Source organism: Sphingopyxis sp. GW247-27LB, from assembly GCF_002277025.1.
In the GTDB taxonomy this organism is placed as follows: Bacteria; Pseudomonadota; Alphaproteobacteria; order Sphingomonadales; family Sphingomonadaceae; genus Sphingopyxis.
Genome location: NZ_NIWD01000007.1, coordinates 69,484 through 94,657, shown reverse-complemented (window position 1 = coordinate 94,657; position 25,174 = coordinate 69,484). Strand labels below are relative to the sequence as shown.

The window sequence follows — 25,174 nt, the reverse complement described above, 5'->3', positions numbered from 1 at the left end:
TCCTACACCGCGTCCCCCGGCAGGGCAATTCGGCGTATCAATCGCCGGCGAGCCGCGCCGCGAGCGCGATGACGGGAGGCGTCATGGCAAGCAGCGATATGGCGATGCGCGTCGCGATGACAACCGCCGCGATCGCCCAGGTCGCCGGATGGATGGCGCCGCGCGTCCGCCAGTCATAGACGGCGACGATGGCGACCGCCGCAAGCTGGCACAGCGCGACCACCGGTTCGGCCCAAGCGCCCATCAGCGGGATCGGCAGCAGCCGACCGAGCGCGGGTTCGAGGACGACGATCGTCGCCCCGATCATCAGCCGCCGGTGCCAGGCGGTCGCGCGCCGCCGCCGGATCGCCCAGGCAGCCATCGCCCCGAACACCAATGATTCGATCGTTGTCAGCGCCAGGAAATAGGGCAGCGTGAAAAAGGGCGGCTGGCGGTGCAGCACCAGCGCCATGACGCCGGTGAAGACGCCGAGGACGGTGATGACGAGCGCGAGCCCGGCGCCGACCCAGCCGAGCCGGCGATGGAGCGCGAGATTGCTTCGCGAGACCAGCGACGGCTGGACGATCAGCAGCGCGAGCCAGCCAAGCATCGCGAGCCCGTGCAGATGCACCCAGGCGGGCGCACGCAGTGGATCGACGAACCCGCGCGCCGTGAATTGCAGAAAGCCAAAGACGATGAAGATGGCGAGGCCGATCGCCATCCGTTGCCAGAATCGTTCGGCGCTTGCCGCGCCCCCCGCTGTCGCCATATCCGCATCTCCCGATGCGACCCGGGGATTGTCTACTCCAGCCTGCGCCGTGCAGGAAGCCCGATTCAGCCGGCGGGCTGACCGGCGAAGCGCGCGGTCACCTTCGCGTCGATCCCCGCGGCCTTCAGCGGCATCGCGAAACTCTGTTCGATCGCCGCCCGCGCCGCGCCCTGCGCCAGGCGCATCGGCGTCGGCCCCTTGGCCTGCTTGATCAGCTCCTCCTGCGCCGCCTTGCGGTTCGCGGCGTCGAGTAGCTGCTCCGCATCGGTCAGGGTCAGCAGGATCGTGCCGTCGCGAAACTCGCTGATCGCGTCGATGTCGATCTCCGGCCCCGCAAGCCGCAGCGGCGGCAGCGTCACCGTCAGCGCGTTCGTCGCCGCATCCCAGTCGAGATCGGACGGCTTCAGTTTCGCAAGATCGAGTTCGTAGCGCACCGTCCCCGGCATGATCAGCGTCTTCTTCGCGCTCAGCCCGAGCCGGCTCTGCGTCGAGGTGACGACCGCGACGTAGCGCGCGGTGAAGGGAACGAGAATATTCTGTTCCTGCAGCCCCTGCAGGCTCGCGGCGACGACGGTTTCGGGGTCGTAGCCGCGCTGCCAGTCGCGCCAGGCGGAGACGGCCCACCAGGCGGCGAGTGCGAACAGCGCCGCGGCAGCGAGCAGGATCAGGCGGGGCAGAAGGCGGGGGTTCGTTTGCGTCATGGGGTCGTATAATCCGAACAATCGGGGGCGGGCCGGTCCATTTCATAGCGCGAGGTCGCGGAATCGTACCGCAGCACGCGGTCATAGGTGCAGGCCGGGTCCTGCGCGCGGACGAGGTCGGCGCGCCTCAGCGGCTTTTCGCTATTGTCCGTCGACCGGCGCGAGGTCCGCGGAAAGGCGGTCGCGACGGCGCGATAGCTGAGCGTGGGAAAGATGGTGCCCCCAGCGGGCGCGGCGGCGAGCGTCGCGCCGAAATCATATTCGTCGTGGCACGCCTCCAGCCGGTCCTTCATGTCCTCTTCCGAAAAACAGGCGCGGATCAGCAGCGAGCCTTCCCACGGCACGACGAGCGCCTCGCCGCCGAGCGCGGGCGCGGCCGGCGCTCCGTCCAGCTTGAGCAGATGAAGCTGCGACGCCGATCCGCCGCCGCCCGAATACATGCTGCTCTGCCCCGTGAGGATTCCGACGAGATAGCGCGGTGCGGCTTCGTCCCCGCCCGCAATCAAGTGCGGCCAGAGCGTCACCGTCTGCGCTTCGCCCAAGTCGGGCAGCGGCAGCGAAGCGGCATCGACGCCCGGCGAGGAGATGCGCAGGACCGCAGCGGTCGCATCGCCGTCTTCGACCGCGGGAATATCGAGACACAGGCTGCGATCGGGCACGCACTGGCCGCCGCCCTCCCCCGCCACCAGCGCGATCATCGGGTCGGTCGCGGGCGCCGCAGGTTCCGCAGCAACCGCAGCCAGGATCAGCGGCAACATCATGCCAATTCCCACTCCTCTTCGCGGACGCGGACCAGCCCGCGCTCCTTCAGGTCGAGCAAGTGCGCCAGGACCGATCGGCCGGCGGCGCCCGTCAGGCGCGGATCGAGGCCCTTGTACATATGGCTGACCATGACGGGGATCACAGCCGTCCCCTTTTCGAGTTCGCGCAGGATCTGCCGCTCGCGCTGCCGGCGATGGCCGAGCATCCCGCGAACGAGTTGCCGCGGCTTGGTCACCGCGGGGCCGTGGGCGGGATAATAGACGCGGTCGCCGCGCTCATAGAGCTTGCTCAGCGACGCCATATAGGCCGCCATGTCGCCGTCGGGCGGGCTGACGACGCTGGTCGACCAGGCCATGACATGATCGCCGGTGAACAACGCATCGCTTTCGACGAGGGCGAAGCAGAGGTGGTTCGAGGTGTGCCCCGGCGTCGCGACGGCTTCGAGCGTCCAGCCGTCGCCGGTAACGCGCTCGCCGTCGGCGAGCACCCGGTCGGGGGCATAATCGGGGTCGAAGGCCGAATCGGCGCGCGGACCATCATCCTGGAGTGCCAGCGGCGCGCAGCCGATGATCGGGGCGCCGGTCGCCGCCTTTAACGGTGCCGCGGCCGGGCTATGGTCGCGATGGGTGTGGGTGCAGAGGATCGCCGCGACGCGCTGGCCCTCCACCGCGCGCAGGATCGCGTCGACATGGCCGGTACCATTGGCGTCGGGCGGGTCGCCGATGCTCATCCCCGATCCGGTCGGGCCGGGATCGATCACCGCCACGTCGTTCCCGGCACCGACGATCCAGGTCTGGGTACCGGTGAAGGTATAGGGCGAGGGATTGGGCGCGAGCACGCGGCGCACCAGCGGCTCGTGCTGCTCGCACTCGCCGGCGCGGATCGTGTCGGGCCAGGGCTTTTCGTCGCTCATGCCCTCCATGTGGCATCGGCACGGCGAAAGGAAAAGGGCTGGAGCATCAGAAAAGGGAGCGGTGAAGAGCCGCTCCCTTTCCCCGCCCCTGCCGCCGGCCCCTACCGGGGACGCTGGACCGGCGTCGAAGTCGGATGGCCCTCGCGGCCTATTTCTTCTCGCGTTCGAAGTCGGCGATCGCGCGGTCCATGTCGGCGATCACCTTCGCGCGCATTTCGGCCGACATGTGGCCCGAGGCCTCGCCCTTCGCGAAACGGTCGCGCGCCTTGCGGAGCGCCGAAAGCTGACCCGACAGATCGGGACTGTCGCCGCAACGAAGCATCAGCACGCGGCTGCGCGTCTTGCCGTCGCTATCGTCGCGGTCGACGAGCGGCATCGGCTTCTGCCCCGGACCGCAATGCGCAAAAGCCATCGCCTTGCCATCTGCCGACGTCCAGGCGGCGGGCGGTATCGGGGGCATGGGCGGCATCGGGGGCAGCGGCGCCATCGCGGTGCGGAAGCTCTTGCGGCGCTTCGCTTCCAGCTGGTCGGCGATCGCCTCGGCGCGCGCGCCGGTCACGCCCTGTTCCTTCAGCGTCGAGAGGATGTCGTCCCGCGACAATCCGCCCGGGACGCGGAATTCGAAGCGCTGCGCGCCGGGCGTCCCGTCTTCGCCGCCCTCGCCCTCGCGGACCACGACGCGGGTGACCTCGCGGCGCCGGCGGTCGGCCTTGCCGTCTTCGCCGTCGCCCTCGCTGGTGAAGATCATCACCCGATGCGCGCCCTCGGCCGCCTTGGGCGGAGCCGGGGGCGCGGGAGGCGGCGGCAGATCCGCCGGGGGAGGCGCGGGCGGTGCGGGCGGCACCGGCATGTCATCAGCCTGCGCGCTGGCCTGTGCCGTCGCCGCAGGGACAAGCGTCGCGGTCGCAGCGAGCGCCGCGAGCGCCGCGCCGCCGACGAGAAAGCGCCCGGCGAGGCCGCGACGGCGCGAAATATCCTTTTGCATCAGCATCGTCAGTCTCTCCTGCAAATTATCGTGCGAGGCCATCGGGGCGGCGAGCGCAAGGCGCGATCCGACCGCCGCCTTGGCGATCGCTGTCGCATAGCTCGCGGTGCGGTCGCGCCGCTGGCCGGCCGCCTCCGCCATGGTCAGCACGCGCGCGTCGCATGCGGCTTCCTGGTCGAAACGGAAGGCGCGGAGCGCGCGCCAGGCGAGCGGGTTGAACCATTGCGCCGCGAGCAGCAGCAGCGCCGCGACATTGGCCCACAGGTCGCCGTGCCGGTGGTGAGCGAGTTCGTGATCGATCGCGAGCGCGCGTTCGTCCGCGGCATAGCGCGCGAAGAAATCGCGCGGCACCGCGACGAAGCGGCGGACGAGGCCGAAGGCGGCCGGGCCGTCGACCGCGTCGGTCATCACCAGCCGGATCGATCCGAGCGGTTCGAGATCGACGCCGCGCGCCAGAACCTCCGCCTTGAAGCGCCGATGCGCGAGCCCCGTACGCGCAAGAACGACGAACGCGCCCGCCAGCCAGAGCAGAAACAGCAGCGGCAAGGCATCGGCGAAAGTCCAGCTTGCCTGCGGCATCGTCGCCGGAGTCATCATCGCATGCGCGGCATCCGCCATTTCGATCGCCACTGCGTCGGCCGGAACCGCCGGCGTGGCCGCGGGCACCGTCGCGGGATCGGCGAAGGGCAGCGGCGGCAGCACGAACCGCAGCGCCGGAATGGCCCAGAGCGCGTAGGTGAGGCCGGGGCCGAACAGCCGCGCAAAGGGTTTGCGGATGAGCAGAACCGCGACGACAAGCAGCGCGGTGGTGAGCATCGTGTCGCCCCACGCCTGCATCAGCATCGCGGCGCTCATGACTTGAGCTTCCTCAGCAGCGCCTCGATCTCCGCAATGTCGGCGTCGGTCAGCGCCTCACGCTCGGCGAGATGCGCGATCATCGGGCTGACCCGGCCGCCGAAGAGCCGGTCGACGAAGCGCTGCGATTCCTCGCCCATCGCCTCGGCGCGGTCGATCGCGGGGCGATAGAGATAGCGACGCCCATCGGCTTCGGCGGTCACTGCGCCCTTCTGGACCAGCCGCGCGATCAGCGTCTTCACCGTCGCCTGCGTCCAACCGTTGGCCTTGCCGATCCGCGCGGTCAGGTCGGCCGCGGTCTGCGGCGCATCGTCCCACAGCGCACTCAACACCTGCATTTCGGATTCGCTTGCACGCTCGGCCATGCGGATCCCCTCCCTTCGGCTTGATCCTGCAATTCGATTACAGATGTAGTCAATAGACTGAATGGCCGATGAACGGCGCCGGCGACCAATGTGTCGGAAATCTTGACACTCCGTCGCGCCGGTAAGGTTTTGCTAACCAGCGTGTCGCGCCGAAAAGGGCGGCGGCGCGTAACTGGCACGGCGCTTGTATGTATCCTTATGTTCCCGAGTGTTCCGCTCAATGGAGCGGCGGGGGACATCGGTCTGGTCCCTGATGTCCCCCGCCCTCATTCGGGAAATCCACTTACCCCCGAGGCAAACGGGGGGCGGAGCGGCCCAAGGGCCCCGCCCCCCGAATGCTTTTCCTGTTGTTCGCGGAAAGGTGCTGTGACGGACGGCTGGGTGCGGCCGAATAACAGCCGTCGCCCCCGCGAAGGCGGGGGCCGCCGTCGTCTCACGCAGCGGCGCAGGAATAAGCCTCCAGCGGCCCCCGCCTTCGCGGGGGCGACGAGTTATGCAACGTCCACTCCCCACCCCCCCAAAGCGGTCCCGGCTCAAATCTTCCCCAGCGTCTCCCGCCGCGGCCCCAGATAGCCGAACAGATAGGCCGCGACCTTGCGCATCTGGATTTCCTCCGCACCCTCGGTGATGCGATAGCGGCGGTGGTGGCGATAGATATGCTCGAAGGGCTTGTGGCGCGAATAGCCGATGCCCCCATGGACCTGCATCGCGCGGTCGGCGGCTTCGCAGACGAGGCGGTTCGCCCAGTAATTGCACATGCTGACCTTGTCGGAGAGCGTGCGTTCGATCTCCTTGTGCGGAGTGTTGTCCATTTCCCACGCGGTCTTGCGGATCAGGAGGCGGAGCATCTCGGCCTGCGTCGCGAGTTCGACGAGCGGGAACTGGATCGCCTGGTTCTTCGCCAGCGCCTCGCCGAAGGGTTTCCTTTCGCGCGCGTAGCGCACGCTTTCCTCGATGCAATAGACCGCGGCGCCGAGCGACGAAGCCGCCTGGCGGATGCGATTCTGGTGGACGAAGCTTTGCGCGATCGACAGGCCGCCATCGACCGGACCCAGGCGCGCGCTGTCGGGCACCCAGACATCGGTGAAGCTGACGCGCGGATGGTCCGTCGGCATGTTGAACGTCCAGAGATATTCCTCGATGACGAGGCCCGGTGACGGGTTCGGAACAAGCAAGCAGGTGATGCCCTTCGCGTCTCCGTCGGCGCCGCTGGTGCGGCAGAAGGTCGCGCAGTGGGTCGCGACGTGCATGCCGGTGGTCCACATCTTCTCGCCGTCGATCCGCCAGCCGTCGACCCCGTCGCGCGCCTCGCGCACCGCGCGCGTCTCCATATGCGTCGCATCCGACCCGTGATCGGGCTCGGTCAGGCCGAAAGCGGTGCGGCGCTTGCCCTCGAAGCCGCCGAGGATGAACTCGGCCTTCTGCTCGTCGCTGGTGCCGAACTGCTCGAACATCTCGACGAAGGGGAAGTTGCCGACGATGCTGTGCTCGTTCTGGAGGTCGTTGTGAAGGCCGAGCCCCTTCGCCGCGAAATGCTCGCGGATCACCGCCATCCACAGGTTCGATCCGTCCTTGCCACCATATTTCTTCGGCGCCGAAAAGCGCCAGTGCCCGGCGGCATCGGCCTTGCGCGTCGCCTGTTTCAGCAGCGCTTCCCATTCGTGACGCGGCAGGCCCTGATTGTCCCAATCGGTGCGGCTATGCTCGCGGCGATGGTCGAAGAAACGGATATTATCGTCGGCCTCTTCGAGCGGCTTGATCTCGGCCGCGATGAACGCGTCGAGTTCGTCCAGATAGGCCTGCAGATCGGCCGGCATTCCGAAATCCATCGTCATCCTTTCCCTTGATACCTAACCGCGCCAGTCGTCGCGTGAGCGCGCGAGCGCGGCATATTTGGGGCTGTCGACGGCGCATTTGTCGAGCACCGCGCGGCGCAGCTTCGCGAGCAACCCCGGTTCGGCAAGCGTCGTCCGGCCGGCCAGCAGCGCGGCGGCGAGCGCCTTGTCCTCGGCGCGCGTACCGGCATCGAGGTCGCGCATCGCGATGCCGAGCGCGTTCATCGCCACCGCGACCTGGAATTTGCCATGCCCTTCGGCGTGCGGCTTGATCGCCTCGCCCAGCCAGTCGCGCACCGCCTGCACCATTTCGCCTGTCGTCGGTTCACCCACCGGAGAGGCCGCAGCCGGCGGCGGGGACGGCAGCGGACGCGAGCGTTCCGCTTCGGGAGCCTCCTCCTCGAGCAGCCGCACGAGGTCGAGTTCCTGCTCGGCGGTGCGCCGGCCGACGACGACGCGCTCGACCGTGGTATCGGCGCCGCTGCGCCACGCCTGCCCCATCTGCAGGCAGCCGAGCGCCCACCAGAGGGTGCGATAGACGAGCCAGAAGCGGAAGCGGCCCCGATCGACCGACCGACCGACCGCGGCCTCATAAGCGGCGAAATATTCCTCGAGGCTGCCGACCCCGAACGCCGGCCGGTCGAGCTGGCCGAAGCGCCACACGGTCATGCAGCCGAACGCCAGATCCTCGTGCGCGTCGCCCAGATGCGCGAGCTCCCAGTCGAGCACCGCGGCAAGACCATCGGCATCGACCATGACATTGCCCATGCGATAGTCGCCATGGACGAGCACCGGCTCGGCGGGCGCGGGCAGATGATCCTCGCACCATTTGATCGCAAGCGCGATCACCGGCCGGTCGCCGCCATAGGAGAGGAAGCGCGCCTTGAGCTCGGCGAGCGCCTCGGCGGTGTCCATCACCGGAATGCCCTCGGGGATCGCGGCGCGCGGCAGCGCGTGGATGCGCGCCAGCTCGCGGCCGAGATCGGCGACCAGCGGCGACGGCGGCGCGGCCAATATCTTCGCGGGCGACACCTCGGCGGTGATCCGCCGCATCACATAGCCCGTGCCCATGCCGTCGCCATCGGCGAGCACTCCGACGACCTCGGGTGCCCTTACTCCGCCCGCATGCGCCGCGCGGACGAGTGCCGCCTCGACCGCATGACCATAGGGACGACCCGCCATATAATCCACCGACGGCGCGCGGCGGAGGACATAGCCCTCGCCTGCCCAATCGAACGCCCAGCTTTCCATATTCGCCCCGCCTGACAGGCGCGAGAGGCCCGACAGCGCGCCGGGCCCGGCGGTGCGCGACATGAAGGCGGAAAGCGGTTCGGCAAGGTCGGTCATTACTTAACCTTGCTAAGTATTTTTCGCGACCGCAAGCCCCATTGCGCTCGAAGACGCGATCAGGGGATCTGGAAGCGCACGGTGTTCAGATAATAGGCCTTCATCGGCTTGCCCCCGGCATCGAGCGCGGGCTCGAAGCGGGCCCGCCGCATCATCGCCTTGCACACCGCCGCGTCGAATCCCTCGGGATTGGTCGATTGCTGGATATGACACGACACCGGCACCCCGTCCTCGCCGACGGTCAGCCGGAAATGGACGAGCCCAGGCATCCCCTTGCTGAGCATGCTGGGGGGATAGTCGTCGCTCCTCAGCCATCGCCCCGGCGATTCGGTCGGTATGGCGGGGCGCGACCGGGTCTTCACCTGTTTGGGATCGACTCCCCAATGCGTTACCAGTTCGTCGGTGCAGGCCCGCATCGCGTCGAACGCCCCCTTCATAGGCCCCGTGTGCAGAACCAGAGGGTGACGCAGCGGGCGACCGAAGCGAAGCTGTGTCGTCGCGGCTTCGTCGGCTTCCGAAATCGGCGCGATCTCTGCAGTGTCGGCCAGCCCTTCTTCCGCAACCTCGGCCGCGACCTGCGCCTTCTGCGCCTCGGTCAGCGGGCGGATGCGCGTGTTGTCGGCGAAAATCCACGCCGGCAGCTTCTCGCCGATCGTTCCCGAAAAGAAGCGGATTTCCTGCTCGTCCCAGCCGGGCCCGAACTGCACCTTGGCCTTACCGCCGAACTGCGCCGCCTTGGTCGCCGCGCCGGCGAGCGTCAGGCGAAAGGAAACGCCCGGCGCATAGCGATCCATCATCAGGACCGTCCGCTGCTTCCCCTCGCCGAAGACGCGCACCAGCCGGCAATAATCCTCAGCATAGTGCATGTTCCACGGCGACGACGGTTCGAGCACGACCGGCGCGTTCTTGCCTGCGGCCAGCACCGGCACCGCCAATCCCGCGAGCGCCAACCCGGCCATCGCATATCTGATCGTCATGGCCCCGCCCCGCCCCTCATCCGTTAAAAGGAAAACATCACGCTGTTTCGATAATAGGAGGGCAATGGCTTGCCGTCGGCGTCGAGCGCCGGCTTGAAGCGCGCGCGCTTCATCAGCGCGTCGCACACCGCCGCGTCGAAGCCTTCGGGATTGGTCGACAGCTGGATGTGGCAGGCGGTCGGCGCGCCATCCTCGCCCACCATCAGCCGGAACCGGACGATGCCCGACTGCATCTTGCGGATCATGCTCATCGGATAATCGGTGCCGCGGATCCATTGCCCGGGCGAACCGACCGGCGTGGCCGGCCGCGACAAATGGCGGTGTCGCACGACGTCGATCCCCCATCCCCCGATCATTTCTTCGGTGCAATCGCGCATGAGGGCGAAGGCCTCGCCCATCGGGCCGGTGTCGAGCCGCGCCGGCTGCCGCAGCGGCTCCCCGATGCGGATGGCGGCGACCGACGCCTCTTCCTCGGCGGTGATCGGCCGCGGGTCGATGCCGTCCGGGTCGGGGCGTATCCGGATGGCGGTCTTGACGATCCAGGCGGGCTTTCGCGCGAAGGTCCCGCTGTCGAACGCGAGCGACTGTTCGGGCAGCGCATCACCGAAGCGAAGCTGGACCGAACCATCGCGCTTCGCCGCCAGCATCGGCCGCCCGGCGAGCGTGATGCGGAAATCCTCGTCATTGTCGAAATTGTCGAGGACGACCGTGATCGCCTGCTTTCCGGTGCCGAAGCTCCGCCAGAGACGGCAGAAATCGCCCGTCGAATGGATTTTCCACGGCATCGACGGTTCGAGCGCGACCGGTTCTTTCCCGTTGGCTGCAACCAGCGGTGCGCCGCTCAACAGCAGCGCCGCGCCAACGACCCATCCCCCCATTTTCATGAAGATAGGCTAATGTGCAGGCGCCCCGATGGCAAGCCGGGCCCGGTCAGCCCGCCCGTTCGCGGCCGCGCGCCATCACCGCGAGCCGGCGCGCCTCGACCTCATCGGCGCTGACCGCGCGGTTCGCCGCCGTCGATCGCGCCTGTTCGAGTGCCATCCCCTCGCCAAAGGGCAGCGCATAGCCGTCGTCGATCAGCTTCTTGTAGCGCCGCACCATCGCCGGGTCGGCGCTCGCGATATCGCGTGCGAGCGCCTGCGCGGCGGGGAGCAGTTCCTCGGGCGCCACGACGCGATTCACCAGCCCCCAGTCGCGCGCCGCCTCGGCACCCAGGAAATTGCCGGTCAGCGACAGTTCCTTGGCGCGACCTATCCCGACGATCCGCGAGAGTTTCTGCGACAGGCCCCAGCCAGGCATGATGCCGACGCGCGCATGGGTGTCGGCGAAGCGGGCATTGGTCGAGGCGATCAGGATATCGCAGGCGAGCGCGACCTCGAACCCGCCGGTGATCGCGACCCCGTTGATCGCCGCGATCACCGGTTGCGGGCACGGCTCGATCGCCTTCACCGGATTCTCGTCGGCGCTCTCCGCATTGGCCGCGCCCAGATTCCCGGTGTCGGCGCCCAGTTCCTTCAAATCGAGCCCCGCGGTGAAGGCGCGCGTTCCCGCCCCGGTCAGCACGATCGCGCGCACGCCGTCATCGGCGGCGAGATCGCGCATCGCGGCCGCCAACTCGGCGCGCAGCGCCCGCGACAGCGCGTTCATCGCCTCGGGCCGGTTGAGGGTGACGGTCGCGACGGCATCGTCACGGGCGACGAGGATCAGGGGCATCAGCTTATGTCTCCATAGGAATGATAATCTTCGACATGGGCGTTGGGCCGGCGGAAGCTGGTGAAACTCATGCTCGCCGACAGGTCGAGCGCCTCGACCTGATGCCACCAGCCGACCGGCAGGAAGATCGCATCGCCCGGGCCGATCACCGTTTCGAGCACCGGTGGCGTCACGGCATCCCCGGGCCCCGCAGGCAAGGGGGCATTGGCCCAGTCGGAAAAGCAGTGCCGGCTGTTGCGCATCCGTGCGAAGGCCCAGGGCGGCGCGAGGCGCACGCGCTTGCGGCCCAGCACCTGGACCAGAAGATTGTTGGTGAGGTCGTGATGCCAGGGCGTGAGCGTGCCGCGCGGCCCGAGCCAGAAGAAGCCGTCGCGACCTTCGCGCGCGTCGAGCAATGCGATGGGCGCGAGATCGTCCCACAAAGGCGCCAGCGCCGCCGCATTCGCGCCGCTGTTATAGGCGGTCAGATAGATGTCGTTGCTCGGCATATCCTTGCGCAGCCAGTCGACCAGTTCGCCGAAGCGGACGCGGCGGCGGTGATCGTCCTTGGCAAGCTCATAGCCGGGGTCGCCCTCGCGCTCGACCTGCGCCTCGACGGTCTCATGGCCGCAGCTCTTCGCGAAATGATCGAGCGACCAGCGCGACAGCGCCGGCCAATGATCGACGAGGCCGGTCAGCTTCGCGGGCCGGTTCGCCTCGTAATAATGGCGATAGAAATGCGCCGACTCGGGCCGGTCGAGCGTGTCGAGCGCGAACCCGACCTCCGCCTCGCGCGCGAGGCGTTCCTGATTGGCGAACAGCCAGTGCTGCTTCGCCATGCGCGCCGCCTGGCGCCGCAGCACGGCCGCCACCGGATCCCTGGCGAGCCGGTCGATCTCATATTTCGCCGAGGCCGCCGACACGCCCGCATCCATGAGGCGCGCGCGGAGCGTCGCATCGTCTTCGCCGCGCGCCAGCCCGTCGGCGAGCAAGGCGCGTTTGTCAGGCTGGGGCATGTCGGACTCCTCGACTTCGCTTTCCTTCCGAAAGGGAAGGACTGCACGCATCAAGCGTGCGTCGATGGCAGAAACATGACGGAGCCGAAATGCGAAAGCGGCCGCGAGCGAAGCTCGCGACCGCTTTCTTGTCACCCATGTCCGGGATGGCCGGTCAGATCTTGGCCGTCAGCTCGGGCACGACGTTGAAGAGGTCCGCGACGAGGCCGAGGTCGGCGACCTGGAAGATCGGGGCGTCCTCGTCCTTGTTGATCGCGACGATGGTCTTCGAATCCTTCATGCCCGCGAGGTGCTGGATCGCGCCCGAGATGCCGATCGCGAAGTAAACTTCCGGCGCGACGATCTTGCCGGTCTGGCCAACCTGATAGTCGTTGGGGACATAGCCCGCATCGACCGCGGCACGGCTCGCGCCGAGCGCGGCGCCGAGCTTGTCGGCGAGCGGCACGATGACTTCCTGATATTTCTCGCTCGAACCCAGCGCACGGCCGCCCGAGACGATAATCTTCGCGCTGGTGAGCTCGGGACGTTCCGACTTGGCGATCTCGGCGCCGACGAAGCTCGAGATACCGGCGTCGCCGCCCGCCGAGACGGCCTCGACCGCTCCCGAACCGCCCGAGGTGGCGGCCTTTTCGAAGGCGGTGCCGCGGACGGTAAGGACGAGCTTCGCGTCCGACGATTCGACGGTCGCGATCGCGTTGCCGGCATAGATCGGGCGGGTGAAGGTCTTCGGATCCTCGACCGACAGGATTTCCGAAATCTGCATCACGTCGAGCAGCGCGGCGACCCGCGGCGCGATATTCTTGCCCGTGGTGGTGGCGGGCGCGACGAACGCGTCATGGCTGCCCATCAGCTCGGCGACGAGCGGCGCGATATTCTCGGGCAGGTTGTGACCGAAAGCGGCGTTGTCGGCGACGTGGACCTTGCCGACGCCGGCGATCTGCGCCGCGGCTTTCGCGACGCCGTCGACGCCCTGCCCCGCGACCAGAAGATGGACTTCGCCGAGCTTCGAGGCGGCGGTCACCGCGGCGAGCGTGGCGTCCTTGACGGCGCTGCCGTCATGTTCGACCCAAACGAGCGTTTTCATGAGTGCACTCCCATCGCCTTCAGCTTGGCAACCAGTTCATCGACATCGGCGACCTTGACGCCGGCCGAGCGGACGGGCGGCTCCGACACCTTGACCGTCTTGACGCGCGGGCTCGTGTCGACGCCGTAATCGGCGGGCGACTTGGTATCGAGCGGCTTCGACTTCGCCTTCATGATGTTCGGCAGCGAGGCATAGCGCGGCTCGTTGAGGCGAAGGTCGGTGGTGACGATCGCGGGGAGCTTCAGCTTCACCGTTTCGAGACCGCCGTCGACTTCGCGCGTCACGCTGACATGATCGCCCTCGACATTGACTGCGCTGGCGAAGGTGCCCTGCGCCCAGCCCGTCAGCGCGGCGAGCATCTGGCCGGTCTGGTTGTTGTCGTCGTCGATCGCCTGCTTGCCGAGGATCACGAGGCCCGGCTGTTCGGCATCCGCGATCGCCTTCAGGATCTTCGCGACGCCCAGCGGCTCGACCGCATCGTCGGTCTGGACCAGGATCGCCCGGTCGGCGCCCATCGCCAGCGCGGTGCGCAGCGTTTCCTGCGCCTTCGCCGGGCCGACACTGACGGCGATAATCTCGGTCGCAACGCCCTTTTCCTTCAGGCGGATCGCTTCCTCGACGCCGATCTCGTCGAACGGGTTCATCGACATCTTCACATTGGCAAGGTCAACGCCCGTGCCATCGGCCTTCACCCGCGGCTTCACGTTGTAATCGAGCACCCGTTTCACGGGAACGAGGATTTTCATGGGCCAAAAGCTCCTCTCGAAAAATTGTGCACTGCGCCATAATTGGCGTTTACGTAAACGTCAACCTTGCAGTCCCTCACCCTCTCCCCTTGGGGGAGAGGGTAGGAAGACTTGGTCCATCAGGACCTAGTCGGACTTGGTGAGAGTCCGGACGTTGCCGCCCCACCGCTGCGACCATGCAGCAAGCTGCCAAGTCTCGCCGCCTCTCCCCAGGGGGAGAGGCAATTTCGCATCACGCCGCCTTGGCAACCTCGGCGACGATCTTCTTTGCCGCATCGCCCAGATCGTTGGCCGCAACGATCGGCAGGCCCGAGTTCGCCAGGATGTCCTTGCCCTGCTGGACGTTCGTGCCTTCGAGGCGGACGACGAGCGGGACCGAGAGGTTCACTTCCTTCGCCGCGGCGACGATGCCCTCGGCGATGATGTCGCACTTCATGATGCCGCCGAAGATGTTGACGAGGATGCCCTCGACCGCCGGGTCCTTCAGGATGATCTTGAACGCCGCGGTGACCTTTTCCTTGCTCGCGCCGCCGCCGACGTCGAGGAAGTTCGCCGGGAAGGCACCATTCAGCTTGATGATGTCCATCGTCGCCATCGCGAGGCCGGCGCCGTTCACCATGCAGCCGATGTTGCCGTCGAGCTTGATGTAGGCGAGGTCATATTCCGACGCCTCGACCTCGGCCGGGTCTTCCTCGGTCAGGTCGCGGAGTTCGGCGATGTCCTTGTGGCGGAACATCGCATTGCCATCGAAGCCCAGCTTGGCGTCGAGGACGAGCAGTTCATCGCCGTTCGCGCCTTCGCAGACCGCGAGCGGGTTGATCTCGATCTGCTCGGCGTCGGTGGCGAGGAAGGCGTTGTAGAGGCCGGCCAGGACCTTGGCGGCCTGCTTGGCAAGGTCGCCTTCGAGCTCGAGCGCGGCGGCGACGCTGCGGCCGTGGTGCGGCATCAAGCCGGTGGCGGGGTCGATGACGATCGTGTGGATCTTGTCGGGCGTGTTGTGCGCGACGGTTTCGATGTCCATCCCGCCCTCGGTCGAGGCGACCACCGCGATGCGGCTGGTGGCGCGGTCGACGAGCAGCGCGAGATAATATTCCTTTTTGATGTCGGCGCCGTCGGTGATGTAGAGCCGGTTGACCTGCTTGCCGGCTTCGCCGGTCTGGATCGTCACCAGCGTGTTGCCGAGCATTTCGCGGGCGTGGCTTTCGACTTCCTCGAGCGTCTTGGCGAGGCGGACGCCGCCCTTGGCATCGGGGCCGAGTTCCTTGAACTTGCCCTTGCCGCGGCCGCCGGCGTGGATCTGCGACTTCACGACATAGAGCGGCCCCGGGAGCTGCTTCGCCGCCGCGACAGCCTCTTCGACGCTCATCGCGGCGATGCCCTTGGGGACAGCGACGCCAAATTTCGCGAGCAGTTCTTTCGCCTGATATTCGTGGATGTTCATGGGGTCTGCCGGGCCTTTCGACTCTGGAGCGGGAGATATTCGGCGCCGCCTAAGCACAAGTTTGGCGGCAAGGCTACCCCTTGGTTCCCCCCGGCAGCGGAGAGATTTTCTACCTCAGCGGAAAGCGCAGACCGCCGCCGAGCTGGTCGACACCGCCAATATCTCGGGGTCCTTGAGGGCGCGGACCTTGTGGAGGAACTGGTCGAGCGTCAGGTCGGCGATCCGCCGGCCCTTGAGGCTGCCGAGCGACGACAGGCGGCGCAATTGCAGCAGCGACAGCCGGTCGACCATCCGCTCGGCCATGCACGCCGACATCGCCGGCGACAGCCCGGCGTCGACGAGCCCGCTGCGCAGTCGCGTCTCGGGCGTCGCGCACGCCGACAGCGCGAGCGAAAGGGCGATGAGGGGCAGCGCGAGATACGTCTTCATGCGCGGCCCATATGCAAAAGCGGCAGGGCTCGCAAACCGTTTATCCCGAAGCAGGGACGGCGGCTAATTCCCGTGAAATTCGGCGACTGCGCCCGATACCGCCTGCATCAGCGCCATGCGCTGCGGGATCGAGGCGGTGGTGCTGCCGAGCATGACGACGATCGCATAGCGCGTGCCGTCGGGCGCGGTCGCGATGCCGATGTCGTTGTAGCCCGCGGTCATGCCCTTGTAATCCTGCCCCGTGCCGGTCTTGTGCAGGAATTTCCAGCCCGCCGGCAGCCCCGCCTTCAGCCGCTTCGGCCCGCTGTGGGTACGGCTCATCACGCCGAGCACATAGTCGGTCGACTCGGGCGACAGGAGGGTGCCGCGCGCGAGCCGGGTCAGCGCACGCGCGATCGCCGAGGGGCTCGCGCCGTCGACCGGATTGGCGAGATAATTGTCCATCGCCGCCTTGCGCGTCGCATCGGGCAGCGCCGCGCGCGCCTGCTGAAACGCATAGCCGACCGAATAGGCCTGCTGCCATTTGAGCCCTGCGGTGCCGCTCTGCAGCAATCGTTCGCCGGGGCCGAAGCGGATCGAGCCGAGGTCCTTCGCCGCGATGAAGCGGCGTACTGCGTCGGGGCCGCCGACGGTGCGCAGCAAGCTGTCGTTCGCGGTGTTGTCGCTGTGCGTAATCGCCGTTTCGATCAGGTCGCGCACGCTCATCGTCACCGTTCCCTCCGAGCGCACGCGCGCCGCGAGCGGCTGGTGGAACAGGGTGAGGTCGGCGGGGGTGATGCTGACCTTGCGGTCGAGGGTCAGCGCGCCGCGGTCGACCGCGTCGAGCACCGTCAGCGTCACCCACAGCTTCGACACGCTCTGCTGCGGAAACAGATCGTCGCCGCGTTGCTGAAGCGTCCATTCGCCGTCGATGCGCTGGACCGCGATGCCGGTCTTGCCGGGAAAGGCGCGCCACAACCCGAAGATGCGCTCCTCTAGCCCGGCGGGCGGGCGGCGAAAGCCGGGGTCGATCACCCGCTGCGGCGCTGGCGGCGCGGCGCGCACCGGCTCCCCGATCGGGACCGTCACCGATCCCGCGGGGCCGCGCGACACCGGGACCTGTCCGCGCGGCGCCGGTATCACGGCGGCGCTGCCGACGCATCCCGCCAGCACGGCGGAGCTCATCACCACGGCGAGCAGCCCTCTGCCCGAAAACTTGACCTTCATCCAAACCCCAAAGCGGCCGCGACCGTCTGTCTTTCCCGGCCCCCGCGGCCGGAGACCGTTCGTCCCGCAGGCCCGCCAACCGGGCCAGCGATTTGCGACGAACGATTCCTCCCGCGCGACAAGCGGCGGAGCGGGGCGCGCTTCAAGGGGCCGGAGTCGCGCGCACCCACGCCGGATAGAGCCGCTTGAACGCCGCAAGCTTGGGCGCGTCCCAGCGGACGATATAGGCATGCGAGGGATGCCGCCGCATGAAATCCTGGTGATAGGCCTCGGCCGGGTAGAAACCCGTGTAGCGCTCGACCTTCGCGGCGACCGGCTTCGCGAAGATGCCGCCCTTGCCGATCTGCGCGAGATAGGCGGCCGCGACCTGGCGCTGCGCGGTGTCGAGCGGCACGATCGCGGCACGATATTGCGTGCCCCGGTCGGGGCCCTGCCGGTTCTTCAGCGTCGGGTCGGCGACGACCGAGAACAGGATGCGCAGCAGCGAGCCATAGCTGACGACGCGCGGATCATAGGTGATGCGCACCGCCTCTGCATGGCCGGTCGTCCCGCTCGATGTCCGGTCGTAACTTGCGGTCGCCTTGCTGCCGCCATGATAGCCCGATTCGACCGAAATCACGCCCTTGACGTTGGAAAAGACCCCCTCGACGCCCCAGAAACAGCCGCCCGCGAGCACCGCGGTCGCGCGCGGCGCCTTCACGGCGGGGTCATAGGCGGGGGCGGGCAGCCGGACGACGCTTTCGGCCTGGGCCGGCGCACATTGCGCGAGCACCAGGCCGGTGATCAGGGCTCCGATGAGCGCGCGGGCCGGGCCGGGCCGCGGCGGCATCAAGCCGGGATCGGCAGCGCCGGTTGATTGAGGATGACGAGAGTCGCGCCGATCGCGAAGCCGGCGAGCATCGACAGGAACCAGTCGGAGCGGAGGAGAGTCAGCATGGGGGCCTCTTGTTTTCATGTCTGTCTGTTCGCGGGCAGCCCCGCACCGGTTACACCGAACGATATGGCGCCCCCGATGCCTTCGTGCAGTGATGACCGTCACTCTAGCCGGCAGGGCTTACTATCCGGTGAACCGGCCGCTTAACCGCCGTTCATGCGGGCAGATAGGCGCGCGCGCCGGCCATATCAAGACCGATCGGTATAAAAACCTATCCCGATCGTGAACGGAACCTCAGCTGAGCGCCGCGCACGCCTGCTGGATGCGCACGCACGCCTCCTTCAGCACCGCTTCCGAGGTCGCGTAGGAGACGCGGAAGGCGGGTGAAAGGCCGAACGCCGCGCCGTGCACGGCAGCGACGCGCGCCGAATCGAGGAAATAGTCGATCAACGCCTCGTCGCTGTCGATCACATGGCCCGCAGGCGTCTTCTTGCCGATGCAGCCCGACGCGTCGGGATAGACGTAGAAAGCGCCGTCGGGGACGGGGCAAGACAGGCCGGGCGCGTCGTTGAGCATCGCGACGACCATGTCGCGGCGCTTCCGGAACGCGGCGTTGCGGTCGTCGAGGAACTGCTGCGGCCCGCCGAGCGCGGCGGCGGCGGCGGCCTGCGCGATCGAGCAGGGGTTCGACGTCGACTGCGACTGAAGCTTGCCCATCGCCTTGATGATCCACGCCGGGCCGCCGGCGTAGCCGATGCGCCAGCCGGTCATCGCATAGGCCTTCGAACAGCCGTTGACGGTCAGGATGCGGTCGACGAGGTCGGGGCAGCGCTGCGCGAGGGTCGAGAAGGCGAAATCGGCGTACCAGACATGCTCGTACATGTCGTCGGTCATCACCATGACGTGCGGGTGGCGGCGGACCACTTCGCCCAGCGCGTCGAGCTCCTCGGGCGAATAGGCGGCGCCCGACGGGTTCGACGGCGAGTTGAAGAGGATCCAGCGTGTCTTCTTGGTGATCGCGGCGTCGAGTTGCTGCGGCGTGATCTTGTAGTTCTGCGCCGCGGTCGCTTCGATCGTCACCGGAGTTCCGCCCGCGAAGGCGACGATGTCGGGATAGCTCACCCAATAGGGCGCCGGGATGATCACCTCGTCGCCGGGGTCGACGGTCGCGACGAGCGCGTTGAACAGCGTGTGCTTGCCCCCGACGTTGACGCTGATCTGGTCGAGCCCATAGTCGAGGTCGTTGTCGCGGCGGAACTTGCCGCGGATCGCTTCCTTGAGCGCGATCGTGCCATCGACCAGCGTATATTTGGTCTGGCCGGCCCGGATCGCCTCGATCGCCGCTTCCTTGACGAAATCGGGCGTGTCGAAATCGGGTTCGCCGGCCGACAGACCGATGACGTCGACGCCCGCGGCTTTCAGCCCCGTCACGCGCGCGGTCATCGCGAGCGTCGCCGAAGGCTGGATGCGATCGAGGGCAGCGGAGGTGTGCGGCTTGAGCGACATGGACGATGCTTTCCGGGACGACGGATTGACAGGAAATTGCGCGCGGCCGCGCCTATATCGTCCGCCCGCAAATCGCAAGGCGCGCGGCGGATAATTTACCTATGCAGGTCGGTGGTCAGCCTATCGGCGTTTCCGTGATGTCCGCGAGCCGCGCCGGCACGAGACCGCGCAGCGAATTGCCGATGAAGAAACCGTCGGCAAGGTCGGTGACGCGCAGATGCGATTCGACCGCGCGCCCCTTGTCGATCAGCTCGGCGCGCAGCACGCCGGGCAGCAGCCCCAGCGACAGCGGCGGGGTCAGCAGCACGCCCTCGCGCTCGACGAAGATATTGCTCCAGCTTCCCTCGGTGACGAAGCCGGGTTCGTCGACGAACACCACCTCGGCCGCGCCGCTCGCCGCGCGCGCCTCGTCATAGGGCGCGCGCAGGCTGGTCTTGTGCACGAGCCGGAAGTCGCCGTTCGCCAGCGGCACGGACTGTACCGCCACCGCCACCGGCAGCTCGGCGAGCCGCGGCAGCGGCGTCACCTCGACCGCGAGCGCGCCCGAGGGCGCGAGTCGCATCCGCACCCGTGCCGCGCTGCGCAGGCGAAAGGTCGCCGACTGCAGGCTGTTGCGCGCACCGTGCCGGTCGAAGGTGAAACCGAGCGCCTCGGCGCTCGCCTTCATGCGGGCGAGATGCCCCTCGAGCCGCTGGACGCCCTCGACCGGGTCGAACTGCATCGTCTCGATGAGGTCGAAGCTTTCCCCCGCTGCGCCCACAAATTCCCCCTTGGCCAGACATTCGCGCCACTCTTCAGCCGCTTGGCTGTCGGCGACAATAGCCGATCCCAGCCCCAGCGTGGCGCAAGCCTGCGTATCGCGCAAGTCACCCGCTGCGGGAAAGACCAAAGTGCGGATCGCGACGTTGAAGGCGGCGTCGCCGCCGGGCTCGATGAAACCGATCGACCCGGTGTAGAGGCCGCGCGGCTCGGTTTCCAGCTCGTCGATGATCTCCATCGCCCGCACCTTGGGCGCGCCGGTGATCGACCCGCACGGAAAGGCGGCGCGCAGCACATCGACCGCCCCCGCCCCGTCGGGCAGCCGCGCCGCGACGTCGGAGACGAGCTGGTGGATCGTTGGAAAGCTCTCGACCCGGAACAGCGCGGGCACCGCGACCGATCCCGGCGCCGCGACGCGCGACAGGTCGTTGCGGATCAGGTCGACGATCATCAGATTCTCGGCGCGCTGCTTGGGATCGGCGGCGAGATTCTGCGCGGCGCGCAGGTCCGCCTCGGGGTCGGCCAGCCGCACTGCGGTCCCCTTCATCGGGCGCGCGATCACCGCGCCGTCGCGCAGCGCGAAGAAGAGCTCGGGCGACAGCGAGGCGATCGCCTGCGCGCCGGTCCAGACGAAACCGCCATAGCCCGCGCGCGCGGTTCGCCGCAGCCGCGCATAGGCGGCGAGCGGGTTGCCCTCGACGGGCACGTCGGCGCGGAAGGTCAGATTGGCCTGATAGATGTCGCCGGCGCGGATATAGCCCAGCACCGCCTCGACGGCGGCTTCATAGGCCGCACGCGACACCCGCGGCACCGGCCGCCCGACCCATGCGCCCGCCGGATCGGGCAGCATGTCCGGCACCGCGCCGGCCTCGATCCGGTGGACGCGATCGAACAGGCCGAACCAGGCGATCGGCGCATCGCCTTCATCACCGCCGGGGCCGCGCCAGGCCGGCGCGAGCCCCCTGCCGGCTTCGTAGGCGAGATATCCCGCAGCGTGGAGCCCCCGCGCCCGCGCCGCTTCGAGGGCATCGAGCAGCGCCGGCACCTCGCTCGCTCGCCGCGCGGTCAGCACCTCGACGGGATCGCGGAACAGCCGCGCCGGAACGGCGCCCTCGGCGCGCGCGTCGTCGAGCAGGACGAAGGGCGGGCTTCCCGGCCCGGGAACGGGGATGGCCGCGTCGTGTGTCATGTCCTGTGGGCTCCGCCTAGCCGCGCCCCGCCCGCGCCGCAAGCGGGCCGGATTGCAGCGGCGGCTTACTTACCCTAGTGTCAGGAACGCCCGCCATTCCGATAAGGACAGATCGCCCCGATGAGCAGCCCCTTTTCCTGGTCGACCGACTATCGCCACCCCACGGCATGGGACCAGGATTTTCCGCCGCTCTCGCTGCCCGACATGCTCGCGGCGAGCGCGGCGCGCAAGGGATCGGCGCCGGCGCTCGACTTCATGGGGCGCCGCTTCACCTATGCCGAGGTCGCGAGCGGCGCGGCGCGCGTCGCGCGCGGGCTGCAACAGCGCGGGATCGGCAAGGGCCACCGCGTCGGCCTCTTCCTTCCCAACGTCCCGCATTATGTCGCCGCTTATTATGGCGCGCTCGCGGCGGGGGCGACGGTGGTCAATTTCTCGCCGCTCTATACCGCGCGCGAGCTGGAGGCGCAGGTCGAGGATTCGGGGACCGACACCCTGTTCACGGTCAGCGCTGCGGCGCTGCTCCCCACCGCACTCGCGGTGCTCGACGGATCGAGCCTGAAGCAGCTCGTCGTCGGCTCGGTCGCGGGCGGGCTGCCTGCGGCCAAATCGGTCCTCTACCGCCTGCTCCGCCGCGGCGAGGTCGCAGCCCTCCCCGACGACGAGCGCCTCATCCGCTTTTCGGCGCTGATCGACAATGACGGCCGCCCCGATCCGGTCGCCATCGACCCCGAACGCGACATCGCGTTGATCCAGTACACCGGCGGCACCACCGGGACGCCGAAGGGCGCGAAGCTCACGCACCAGAATCTCACCGCCAACGCGCGACAGGTGAACGCGATCGACCCCGACCATGAAGCTGGCGACCGCATCCTCGGCGTCCTGCCTTTCTTCCACGTCTTCGCCAACACCTGTGTCCTCAACCGTACCATCCTCAACGGCGGGATGATCACCATGCTGCCGCGCTTCGACGCGAAGCAGGCGCTGCAGGCGATCACCCGGACGAAGACGACCGCGCTGCCCGGCGTGCCGACCATGTACCAGGCGCTGCTCGACCATCCCGACCTCGCAAAGACCGATTTCTCCAGCCTGCGCATCTGCATCTCGGGCGGCGCGCCGATGCCCGCCGAGCTGCGCGAGAAATTCGTAGCCGCGACCGGCGCCTCGCTCGTCGAGGGCTATGGCCTTACCGAAAGCTCGGGCGTCGTCGCGACCAACCCCTATGAGGGGCCGGTCAAGGCCGGGACGATCGGCCAGCCGATCCCCGCGACGCACATCCGCCTGCTCGACAAGGAGGACCCGTCGCAGGACGCGCCCGCGGGCGAGGCGGGCGAGCTCGCCGTCAAGGGGCCGCAGATCATGCAGGGATATTGGAACCGCCCCGATGCCGACGGCGACAGCTTCACAGCCGACGGCTGGCTGCGCACCGGCGACGTCGCGACGATCGACGCCGACGGCTATATCCGCATCGTCGACCGGCTGAAGGACATGATCGCGGTCGGCGGCTTCAAGGTCTATCCGAGCGTGATCGAAGCGCATCTGCACCAGCATCCCGCGGTCAAGGAAGCGATCGTCCTCGGCGTCCCCGACGCCTATCGCGGCGAAAGCCCCAAGGCCTTCGTGACGCTGGAGGACGGGTTCGACGTTTCGGGCGATGCGCTGGCGGCCTGGCTCAACCCCCAGCTCGGCAAGCACGAGCGCGTGAGCGCGGTGGAAGTGCGCGAGGCGCTGCCCAAGACGATGATCGGCAAGCTCGACCGCAAGGCGCTCCGCGCGGAGGCGATGGGCTAGACGGGTCGGATTCCTCGTTTCCGGTAGTTCACGCAAATCTTCCCGTTCGTGTCGAGCGGACATGCGGGGCAGCTTGAAGCCGTATGCGTCACGTCTCATACCCTGCGCGCTGGTGACAACCCCTTCGCCCCTCGTTACAACCCCGATCCGATGCCGCAGGGACTCGCGATCCACGACGAGAGCCGCCGCATCGCGGCAGGTGCTGCCAGGTCGCCGGCACGGGCTTTGGGCCGCACCCGAAGAGTGGTGCGAAAAGGGGGGCGACTGACCGTGAAAAAAGCATCCGACCTGTTCATCGAATGTCTCGAAGAAGAAGGCGTCGAATATATCTTCGGCGTGCCGGGCGAGGAGAATCTGGATTTTCTCGACAGCCTCTCGCGCTCGAAGACGATCAAGCTGATCCTGACGCGGCACGAGCAGGGCGCGGGCTTCATGGCCGCGACCTATGGCCGCCACACCGGCAAGACCGGCGTGTGCCTCGCGACGCTCGGCCCCGGCGCGACCAATTTCGTCACCGCGGCCGCCTATGCGCAGTTGGGCGGGATGCCGATGATGATGATCACCGGGCAAAAGCCGATCAAGAAATCGAAGCAGGGCCGCTTCCAGATCCTCGACGTCGTGCGGATGATGGGGCCGATCACCAAATATACGCACCAGATGGCGTCGTCGGACAATATCCCGAGCCGCGTGCGCGAGGCGTTTCGCCTGGCTGAAGAGGAAAAGCCGGGCGCGGTGCATATCGAACTGCCCGAGGATATCGCCGACGAGCAGACCGACTCGGTCCCGCTGAAGCGCAGCCATTCGCGGCGGCCGACCGCCGACGTCAAATCGATCCGCGAGGCGGTGAAGGCGATCGAGGAGGCGACCTCGCCCGTGCTCGTCATCGGCGCCGGCGCGAACCGCACGATGACCAGCCGGATGCTACTGCAGTTCATCGAAAAGACCGGCATCCCCTTTCTGACCACGCAACTCGGCAAGGGCGTGATCGACGAGCGGCATCCCAAATTCCTCGGCTGCGCGGCCCTGTCGGCGGGCGATTTCGTCCATCGCGCGGTCGAGGCGTCGGACTGCATCGTCAACCTCGGCCATGACGTGATCGAAAAACCGCCCTTCTTCATGAAGGCGGGCGGGCCGACGGTGATCCATGTGTCGACCAAGACCGCCGAGGTCGATCCCGTCTATTTCCCCGATATCGAGGTGATCGGCGACATCGCCAACGCGATCTGGCAGATCAAGGAGGACATCGTCCCCAACGGCGGCTGGAAATTCGACCATATGCTCGCCTATCGCAAGGCCGAGGTCGATCATACCGCGCCGCTCGCGGCCGACGCGCGCTTCCCCATCTTCCCTCCGCACCTCGTGCAGCAGGTGCGGGACGCGATGCCCGACGATGCGATCATCTGCCTCGACAACGGCGTCTACAAGATCTGGTTCGCGCGCGGCTACACCGCCTATCGCCCGAACACCGTGCTGCTCGACAATGCGCTCGCGACGATGGGTGCCGGGCTGCCGAGCGCGATGATGTCGGCGATGCTCTATCCGGAGCGCAAGGTCATGGCGATCTGCGGCGACGGCGGCTTCATGATGAACAGCCAGGAAATGGAGACCGCGGTGCGCCTCGGGCTCAATATCACCGTGCTGATCCTCAACGACAACAGCTATGGCATGATCCGCTGGAAACAGGCGAACATGGGATTCAAGGACTGGGGGCTGACCTATGGCAACCCCGATTTCGTCAAATATGCCGAAAGCTATGGCGCCCACGGCCACCGCGTCGAGAGCGCGGCGCATTTGAAGGAACTTCTCGCTCACACGCGCGATACGCCTGGTGTGCATCTGATCGATTGTCCGGTCGATTATTCGGAGAATGACCAGATATTGAACGTCGATATCAAGCGGTTGTCGAAGGAATTGTAATTTATAGCTTGCTGTTCCCCGGCGAAGGCCGGGGCCCAG

Annotated in this window: 22 protein-coding genes; 2 read left to right on the top strand and 20 right to left on the bottom strand. The window is 67.6% G+C overall.

Annotated features, from left to right (window positions below; translation table 11 throughout):
• Positions 1–37 precede the first annotated feature (37 nt).
• From CD928_RS06910 to pabB, 20 genes are all read right to left on the bottom strand, one after another.
• A complete protein-coding gene (locus CD928_RS06910; RefSeq protein ID WP_095386386.1) occupies positions 38–748 on the bottom strand; it encodes an adenylate cyclase in 711 nt (236 codons plus the stop codon).
• A 65-nt stretch (positions 749–813) separates the two neighbouring features.
• A complete protein-coding gene (locus tag CD928_RS06905) occupies positions 814–1,449 on the bottom strand; it encodes a DUF4230 domain-containing protein (RefSeq protein WP_095386385.1) in 636 nt (211 codons plus the stop codon).
• Positions 1,446–2,210, bottom strand: coding sequence for a hypothetical protein (locus CD928_RS06900; protein ID WP_095386384.1), 765 nt, complete (start codon positions 2,208–2,210; stop codon positions 1,446–1,448). The genes CD928_RS06905 and CD928_RS06900 overlap by 4 nt, the downstream gene beginning before the upstream one ends.
• Positions 2,207–3,124: an MBL fold metallo-hydrolase gene (locus CD928_RS06895; RefSeq protein ID WP_095386510.1), complete on the bottom strand. Its 918-nt coding sequence runs from the start codon at positions 3,122–3,124 to the stop codon at positions 2,207–2,209. The genes CD928_RS06900 and CD928_RS06895 overlap by 4 nt, the downstream gene beginning before the upstream one ends.
• A gap of 148 nt (positions 3,125–3,272) precedes the next feature.
• Complete coding sequence (locus tag CD928_RS06890; RefSeq protein ID WP_095386383.1) at positions 3,273–4,964, bottom strand: M56 family metallopeptidase; 1,692 nt, start codon at positions 4,962–4,964, stop codon at positions 3,273–3,275.
• Positions 4,961–5,329: a BlaI/MecI/CopY family transcriptional regulator gene (locus CD928_RS06885; protein WP_095386382.1), complete on the bottom strand. Its 369-nt coding sequence runs from the start codon at positions 5,327–5,329 to the stop codon at positions 4,961–4,963. The genes CD928_RS06890 and CD928_RS06885 overlap by 4 nt, the downstream gene beginning before the upstream one ends.
• Positions 5,330–5,862: 533 nt before the next feature.
• Positions 5,863–7,158, bottom strand: a complete 1,296-nt coding sequence (locus CD928_RS06880) for an acyl-CoA dehydrogenase family protein (protein ID WP_095386381.1) — start codon at positions 7,156–7,158, stop codon at positions 5,863–5,865.
• Positions 7,159–7,179: 21 nt separating this feature from the next.
• Positions 7,180–8,511: a phosphotransferase gene (locus tag CD928_RS06875; protein ID WP_095386380.1), complete on the bottom strand. Its 1,332-nt coding sequence runs from the start codon at positions 8,509–8,511 to the stop codon at positions 7,180–7,182.
• Between the two features lie 59 nt (positions 8,512–8,570).
• The gene (locus CD928_RS06870) at positions 8,571–9,488 is read right to left on the bottom strand and encodes a TonB family protein (RefSeq protein ID WP_095386379.1); all 918 of its coding nucleotides are present in this window, start codon (positions 9,486–9,488) and stop codon (positions 8,571–8,573) included.
• Positions 9,489–9,511: 23 nt separating this feature from the next.
• Positions 9,512–10,372 carry an energy transducer TonB gene (locus CD928_RS06865; RefSeq protein WP_095386378.1) on the bottom strand — a complete coding sequence of 287 codons (861 nt, stop codon included), beginning with the start codon at positions 10,370–10,372 and terminating at the stop codon, positions 9,512–9,514.
• A gap of 46 nt (positions 10,373–10,418) precedes the next feature.
• Positions 10,419–11,201: an enoyl-CoA hydratase gene (locus CD928_RS06860; RefSeq protein ID WP_095386377.1), complete on the bottom strand. Its 783-nt coding sequence runs from the start codon at positions 11,199–11,201 to the stop codon at positions 10,419–10,421.
• On the bottom strand, positions 11,201–12,196 hold the full coding sequence (locus CD928_RS06855) for a cupin-like domain-containing protein (protein WP_176473491.1): 996 nt from the start codon (positions 12,194–12,196) through the stop codon (positions 11,201–11,203). Before CD928_RS06855 ends, CD928_RS06860 begins: the two co-directional genes overlap by 1 nt.
• A 154-nt stretch (positions 12,197–12,350) precedes the next feature.
• Positions 12,351–13,280 carry an electron transfer flavoprotein subunit alpha/FixB family protein gene (locus CD928_RS06850; RefSeq protein WP_095386375.1) on the bottom strand — a complete coding sequence of 310 codons (930 nt, stop codon included), beginning with the start codon at positions 13,278–13,280 and terminating at the stop codon, positions 12,351–12,353.
• Positions 13,277–14,026, bottom strand: coding sequence for an electron transfer flavoprotein subunit beta/FixA family protein (locus CD928_RS06845; RefSeq protein ID WP_095386374.1), 750 nt, complete (start codon positions 14,024–14,026; stop codon positions 13,277–13,279). The genes CD928_RS06850 and CD928_RS06845 overlap by 4 nt, the downstream gene beginning before the upstream one ends.
• 232 nt (positions 14,027–14,258) lie before the next feature.
• Positions 14,259–15,467 carry an ADP-forming succinate--CoA ligase subunit beta gene (gene sucC / locus CD928_RS06840; protein ID WP_095386373.1) on the bottom strand — a complete coding sequence of 403 codons (1,209 nt, stop codon included), beginning with the start codon at positions 15,465–15,467 and terminating at the stop codon, positions 14,259–14,261.
• Positions 15,468–15,581: 114 nt separating this feature from the next.
• Positions 15,582–15,896 carry a hypothetical protein gene (locus CD928_RS06835; protein WP_095386372.1) on the bottom strand — a complete coding sequence of 105 codons (315 nt, stop codon included), beginning with the start codon at positions 15,894–15,896 and terminating at the stop codon, positions 15,582–15,584.
• Positions 15,897–15,959: 63 nt separating this feature from the next.
• Positions 15,960–17,102: a serine hydrolase gene (locus CD928_RS06830; protein WP_095386371.1), complete on the bottom strand. Its 1,143-nt coding sequence runs from the start codon at positions 17,100–17,102 to the stop codon at positions 15,960–15,962.
• 142 nt (positions 17,103–17,244) lie between these two features.
• On the bottom strand, positions 17,245–17,931 hold the full coding sequence (gene msrA, locus CD928_RS06825; RefSeq protein WP_095386370.1) for a peptide-methionine (S)-S-oxide reductase MsrA: 687 nt from the start codon (positions 17,929–17,931) through the stop codon (positions 17,245–17,247).
• Positions 17,932–18,270: 339 nt separating this feature from the next.
• Positions 18,271–19,482 carry a pyridoxal phosphate-dependent aminotransferase gene (locus CD928_RS06820; protein WP_095386369.1) on the bottom strand — a complete coding sequence of 404 codons (1,212 nt, stop codon included), beginning with the start codon at positions 19,480–19,482 and terminating at the stop codon, positions 18,271–18,273.
• 115 nt (positions 19,483–19,597) lie between these two features.
• Positions 19,598–21,430 (bottom strand): aminodeoxychorismate synthase component I, encoded by a 1,833-nt coding sequence (pabB, locus tag CD928_RS06815; RefSeq protein ID WP_176473490.1) that lies wholly within the window; start codon positions 21,428–21,430, stop codon positions 19,598–19,600.
• Positions 21,431–21,550: 120 nt separating this feature from the next.
• Between pabB and CD928_RS06810 the strand changes: the two genes are divergently transcribed.
• Positions 21,551–23,218: a long-chain fatty acid--CoA ligase gene (locus CD928_RS06810; RefSeq protein ID WP_095386368.1), complete on the top strand. Its 1,668-nt coding sequence runs from the start codon at positions 21,551–21,553 to the stop codon at positions 23,216–23,218.
• A 270-nt stretch (positions 23,219–23,488) separates the two neighbouring features.
• Positions 23,489–25,135 (top strand): acetolactate synthase large subunit, encoded by a 1,647-nt coding sequence (locus tag CD928_RS06805; RefSeq protein WP_176473489.1) that lies wholly within the window; start codon positions 23,489–23,491, stop codon positions 25,133–25,135.
• The last annotated feature ends 39 nt before the right edge of the window (positions 25,136–25,174 follow it).

What these genes read in the sequence shown, in the direction of transcription:
- CD928_RS06910 (WP_095386386.1), bottom strand. Translation starts at nt 748, where the DNA reads ATGGCGACAGCGGGGGGCGCGGCAAGCGCCGAACGATTCTGGCAACGG.
- CD928_RS06905 (WP_095386385.1), bottom strand. Translation starts at nt 1,449, where the DNA reads ATGACGCAAACGAACCCCCGCCTTCTGCCCCGCCTGATCCTGCTCGCT.
- CD928_RS06900 (WP_095386384.1), bottom strand. Translation starts at nt 2,210, where the DNA reads ATGATGTTGCCGCTGATCCTGGCTGCGGTTGCTGCGGAACCTGCGGCG.
- CD928_RS06895 (WP_095386510.1), bottom strand. Translation starts at nt 3,124, where the DNA reads ATGAGCGACGAAAAGCCCTGGCCCGACACGATCCGCGCCGGCGAGTGC.
- CD928_RS06890 (WP_095386383.1), bottom strand. Translation starts at nt 4,964, where the DNA reads ATGAGCGCCGCGATGCTGATGCAGGCGTGGGGCGACACGATGCTCACC.
- CD928_RS06885 (WP_095386382.1), bottom strand. Translation starts at nt 5,329, where the DNA reads ATGGCCGAGCGTGCAAGCGAATCCGAAATGCAGGTGTTGAGTGCGCTG.
- CD928_RS06880 (WP_095386381.1), bottom strand. Translation starts at nt 7,158, where the DNA reads ATGGATTTCGGAATGCCGGCCGATCTGCAGGCCTATCTGGACGAACTC.
- CD928_RS06875 (WP_095386380.1), bottom strand. Translation starts at nt 8,511, where the DNA reads ATGACCGACCTTGCCGAACCGCTTTCCGCCTTCATGTCGCGCACCGCC.
- CD928_RS06870 (WP_095386379.1), bottom strand. Translation starts at nt 9,488, where the DNA reads ATGACGATCAGATATGCGATGGCCGGGTTGGCGCTCGCGGGATTGGCG.
- CD928_RS06865 (WP_095386378.1), bottom strand. Translation starts at nt 10,372, where the DNA reads ATGAAAATGGGGGGATGGGTCGTTGGCGCGGCGCTGCTGTTGAGCGGC.
- CD928_RS06860 (WP_095386377.1), bottom strand. Translation starts at nt 11,201, where the DNA reads ATGCCCCTGATCCTCGTCGCCCGTGACGATGCCGTCGCGACCGTCACC.
- CD928_RS06855 (WP_176473491.1), bottom strand. Translation starts at nt 12,196, where the DNA reads ATGCCCCAGCCTGACAAACGCGCCTTGCTCGCCGACGGGCTGGCGCGC.
- CD928_RS06850 (WP_095386375.1), bottom strand. Translation starts at nt 13,280, where the DNA reads ATGAAAACGCTCGTTTGGGTCGAACATGACGGCAGCGCCGTCAAGGAC.
- CD928_RS06845 (WP_095386374.1), bottom strand. Translation starts at nt 14,026, where the DNA reads ATGAAAATCCTCGTTCCCGTGAAACGGGTGCTCGATTACAACGTGAAG.
- sucC (WP_095386373.1), bottom strand. Translation starts at nt 15,467, where the DNA reads ATGAACATCCACGAATATCAGGCGAAAGAACTGCTCGCGAAATTTGGC.
- CD928_RS06835 (WP_095386372.1), bottom strand. Translation starts at nt 15,896, where the DNA reads ATGAAGACGTATCTCGCGCTGCCCCTCATCGCCCTTTCGCTCGCGCTG.
- CD928_RS06830 (WP_095386371.1), bottom strand. Translation starts at nt 17,102, where the DNA reads ATGAAGGTCAAGTTTTCGGGCAGAGGGCTGCTCGCCGTGGTGATGAGC.
- msrA (WP_095386370.1), bottom strand. Translation starts at nt 17,931, where the DNA reads ATGCCGCCGCGGCCCGGCCCGGCCCGCGCGCTCATCGGAGCCCTGATC.
- CD928_RS06820 (WP_095386369.1), bottom strand. Translation starts at nt 19,482, where the DNA reads ATGTCGCTCAAGCCGCACACCTCCGCTGCCCTCGATCGCATCCAGCCT.
- pabB (WP_176473490.1), bottom strand. Translation starts at nt 21,430, where the DNA reads ATGACACACGACGCGGCCATCCCCGTTCCCGGGCCGGGAAGCCCGCCC.
- CD928_RS06810 (WP_095386368.1), top strand. Translation starts at nt 21,551, where the DNA reads ATGAGCAGCCCCTTTTCCTGGTCGACCGACTATCGCCACCCCACGGCA.